The organism is Mucilaginibacter agri, assembly GCF_009928685.1.
In the GTDB taxonomy this organism is placed as follows: domain Bacteria; phylum Bacteroidota; class Bacteroidia; order Sphingobacteriales; family Sphingobacteriaceae; genus Mucilaginibacter; species Mucilaginibacter agri.
On record NZ_WWEO01000021.1, the window covers coordinates 1 to 3,498 of the forward strand.

A 3,498-nucleotide genomic window follows, 5' to 3' on the forward strand; every position below is an offset into this window, starting at 1 on the left:
AGCGTTATTATGGAAAGTAAAAGATTATGTAAAGCAGGCGTGTAAAAACATCAAAAGTACCTGTGTTACAGGCGCTACTTTACATAAACACTATACATAAGATTACTCCAGTTATTTGTGATGGCAATTTTGCCACGACATTTAAAAGAGTAATCAATGGAAACATTCGAAGAATTAATTAAGCAATGCATTCAGCATTTTGAACGGCAGCGTTTTTCTACTGCCAGAATTAACATGTACAGATTCCTATGGCTGAAAAAATTAATGCCATACATGCTAAAGGAATCGATACCGTATTACGACACATCTGTGGGCGAAAAATTTCTGCGTACTATAGTGACTGGCGATATTATTTCCAGGTATCAAGATGACATCATCAGAAGTATCAATTTCTTAAACGAATTTCAGGAGACAGGCACCATCAGTAATCATCATTACAAGCCCCTTAAACGGGAGTTATCAGGCCCGGTAGGACTTGCGATGAAACAATTCTTATTACATCTTGCATCATTGCGCCGGTCAAAAAAGACAATAAGTGAGTATAGGTTGCCTCTTTACAGATTGTTTATTTACCTCGAAAGCCAACACATACGCCGTATAGAGGACATCACGGAGAGCCACATTATAACATTCATTTCCACCAGCACAAACAATAAGATATTTATAATATCCTCGATCCGGGCTTTGCTGCAATATTTGTTCAAAGAAAACATATTGGCAACTGACCTTTCATTGTGCCTTCAGGAGTTTAAGTATTCCCGGGGTGTGAAATTGCCTTCCGTGTATAGCAAAAAAGAAGTGTTACAAATAGAAACTTCTATCCAAAGATCAGATGCCACAGGGAAAAGAAACTATGCTATGATGTTATTGGCTACACGTTTGGGGCTTAGGGCATCGGATATTGCCTATTTGAGTTTTAGCAATATAGATTGGGAACAAAGTATTATCACCCTGTGCCAGTATAAAACAGGAAAGGAGATCAAACTTCCTTTGTTATTAGAAGTTGGCGAAGCGCTCATAGATTATTTGAAATACGGACGAAAAAATAGTGAGTCAGATAAAGTCTTCCTTTTCACGATCGCACCTTTTTCTCCGATGACCAAAAGTTCGGTCAGTAACATGTTTTGCCGTATCATCGAGGCTTCCAAAGTAGATGTCAGAGGCAGGAGACATGGCGCACACGCAATGCGCCATAGTCTCGCTTGCCGGTTTTTGGAGAACAAGGAATCTATGCCGGTAATATCCGAAGCGCTTGGTCACCAAAGTACAGAGACCACCATGTCTTATCTACGGATAGATCTCGGATCTCTAAGTCAATGTGCGTTACATGTTCCGCCGGTTTCCAGCAGTTTCTATGAACAGAAAGGGGGTGTTTTTTATGCGTGAGTTAAACTATCAAAGTATCTATGCGCCTTACATTAAGCAATTTATAGCCATAAAAAACGGGCTTGGCTACGTCTCATTACGAGCGCAATGGATACTCCTTGAACTGGACAGCTTTTTTGTAGACAATGATGTAAGAGAATTAGGGATCACGCAACAACAGGTCGAACAATGGCGGGCGACCCGTATTAATGATGGCCAATGTACGATCTATAATAAATATTGTACCCTGGCGGAGTTCTGCAAATACATGTGCAGGATCGGTTATGATTGTTATATCCCGAGGCTACCCCGCAAGATAAGCGGGTTTACCCCGTATATCTTCACCAATGAACAGATGATGTGCATCTTTCAGGCCTGTGATCATTATGAGTTATTTGACAGACACCTGAACACAAGCCTTTTTATAATACCTGCAGTGATACGTTTGTTATATAGTACCGGTCTTAGGATCAACGAGGCCTTAGCCTTAAAAAACAAGGATGTAGACTTTGACAAGCAATGCCTTTACATCAGAAAAAGTAAGAACGGCGATGAACGCATATCACCTTTGTCTGAAAGTTTGATAATCGTACTCAGGCAGTATCTGCATTATCGTGACCGGATGCCGCTACCGCGCCTCAACGATGAAAAGAACTTTTTCTTTGTCTCGCCGATGGGCAAAAAATGTTCTCAGGGCGTGGTCTATCTTTGGTTCAAAAAGGCGTTAGCGGCCGCAGATATACCACATCAAGGAAATCATAAAGGCCCTCGTCTTCATGATCTAAGGCATACGTTTGCGGTTCACTCACTCGTAAAGATGTCTAAAACTGGCTTGGACCTGTACTATTCTCTGCCTTTGTTATCAAAATGCTTAGGCCATAGGTCACTGAAATCCACAGACCACTATGTAAGGCTTACGGCTGAAATATATCAGGATGTGCTAAACGACGGCAACGAGATAGCGACCCATGTTTTCCCTAAAACTCACACTAACGCGGACTATGGAAACAACTGATCTGGCAAAATATCTAAGTGACTTTTTCTCCAAATATCTGCCGGGGGAGCGTAATGTCAGCCACAATACAATACTGGCTTATAAAGACACCTTTGTCCAGCTCATCACTTTTATGAAAGAGCAGAAAGGTATAGCAGCCCAAAAGCTGACACTTGAAAAAATAAACAGGGATACGATAATGGACTTCCTTGATTGGTTGCAACAGGCCAGGCAATGCAGCAACGCCACCCGCAATTACCGTCTTGCCGCTATTCGTTCATTCTTTAACTACCTTCAGTATGAAAATCCGGTAAGGTTATTCGAGTGGCAGAAGATCATCTCCATAAAAGTAAAACAGCACCAAAAGAAAAGCATCAACTATCTCACGACTGACGGTATAAAGTTACTCCTTGAGCAACCCGACATTAGTACCCGAAACGGTCGCCGCAATCTCGCCTTACTCGCCCTGATGTATGATAGTGGTGCCAGGGTTCAGGAAATGATCGATCTTACACCCTCCAGTGTTAGGCTGGATTCCCCTAACATTGTAAAGCTTGTAGGCAAAGGGCGTAAAGCGCGGTTGGTTCCGCTCCATGAGGAACAGATCGTGTTCCTGAAAAAATATATGCAGGAACTTCGTTTGTTAGAACCCCACGCCAATCTGTACCCTTTGTTCTCTAATACAAGAAATGGGAAGCTTACCCGTGCTGGCATCACATACATCCTAAAAACGTGTGCTGATCAGGCAAGGAAAATAAACCCGGCCATCATACCGGATAATATCAGTTGTCATTCCTTGCGGCATTCAAAAGCGATGCACCTTTTGCAGGCTGGCGTTAACTTGGTTTACATACGTGACCTTCTCGGACATGTATCCATTCAGACAACCGACATCTACGCACGTGCTGATTCCAAGCAAAAACGAGATGCTTTTGAAAAGGTCTATGTTGAAATGAAGCCTGAAAAATCTAAGGTTAACTCATGGGAGAAAGATGATACCTTGTTAGAATGGCTAAAGAACCTTAAAAAATAGCCGCATTATTATGTAAAGTGATATTGTAAAGTAGACGGCTAAACGCACAGGTTTAACCCCTTTTATGATGTTGCTTTACATAATCTTTTACTTTCCATAATGATGG

Annotated in this window: 3 protein-coding genes; all 3 read left to right on the forward strand. The window is 41.8% G+C overall.

Annotated features, from left to right (window positions below; genetic code table 11):
- The first annotated feature begins 156 nt into the window (after positions 1-156).
- Genes GSY63_RS00085 through GSY63_RS00095 form a run of 3 tightly spaced genes read left to right on the forward strand, consistent with a single transcriptional unit; the run spans position 157 to position 3,392 of the window.
- The gene (locus GSY63_RS00085; RefSeq protein WP_166583814.1) at positions 157-1,386 is read left to right on the forward strand and encodes a site-specific integrase; all 1,230 of its coding nucleotides are present in this window, start codon (positions 157-159) and stop codon (positions 1,384-1,386) included.
- Complete coding sequence (locus GSY63_RS00090; protein WP_166583815.1) at positions 1,355-2,380, forward strand: tyrosine-type recombinase/integrase; 1,026 nt, start codon at positions 1,355-1,357, stop codon at positions 2,378-2,380. The genes GSY63_RS00085 and GSY63_RS00090 overlap by 32 nt, the downstream gene beginning before the upstream one ends.
- Positions 2,367-3,392: a site-specific integrase gene (locus tag GSY63_RS00095; protein WP_166583816.1), complete on the forward strand. Its 1,026-nt coding sequence runs from the start codon at positions 2,367-2,369 to the stop codon at positions 3,390-3,392. Before GSY63_RS00090 ends, GSY63_RS00095 begins: the two co-directional genes overlap by 14 nt.
- Positions 3,393-3,498 lie beyond the last annotated feature (106 nt).

What these genes read in the sequence shown, in the direction of transcription:
- GSY63_RS00085 (WP_166583814.1), top strand. Translation starts at nt 157, where the DNA reads ATGGAAACATTCGAAGAATTAATTAAGCAATGCATTCAGCATTTTGAA.
- GSY63_RS00090 (WP_166583815.1), top strand. Translation starts at nt 1,355, where the DNA reads ATGAACAGAAAGGGGGTGTTTTTTATGCGTGAGTTAAACTATCAAAGT.
- GSY63_RS00095 (WP_166583816.1), top strand. Translation starts at nt 2,367, where the DNA reads ATGGAAACAACTGATCTGGCAAAATATCTAAGTGACTTTTTCTCCAAA.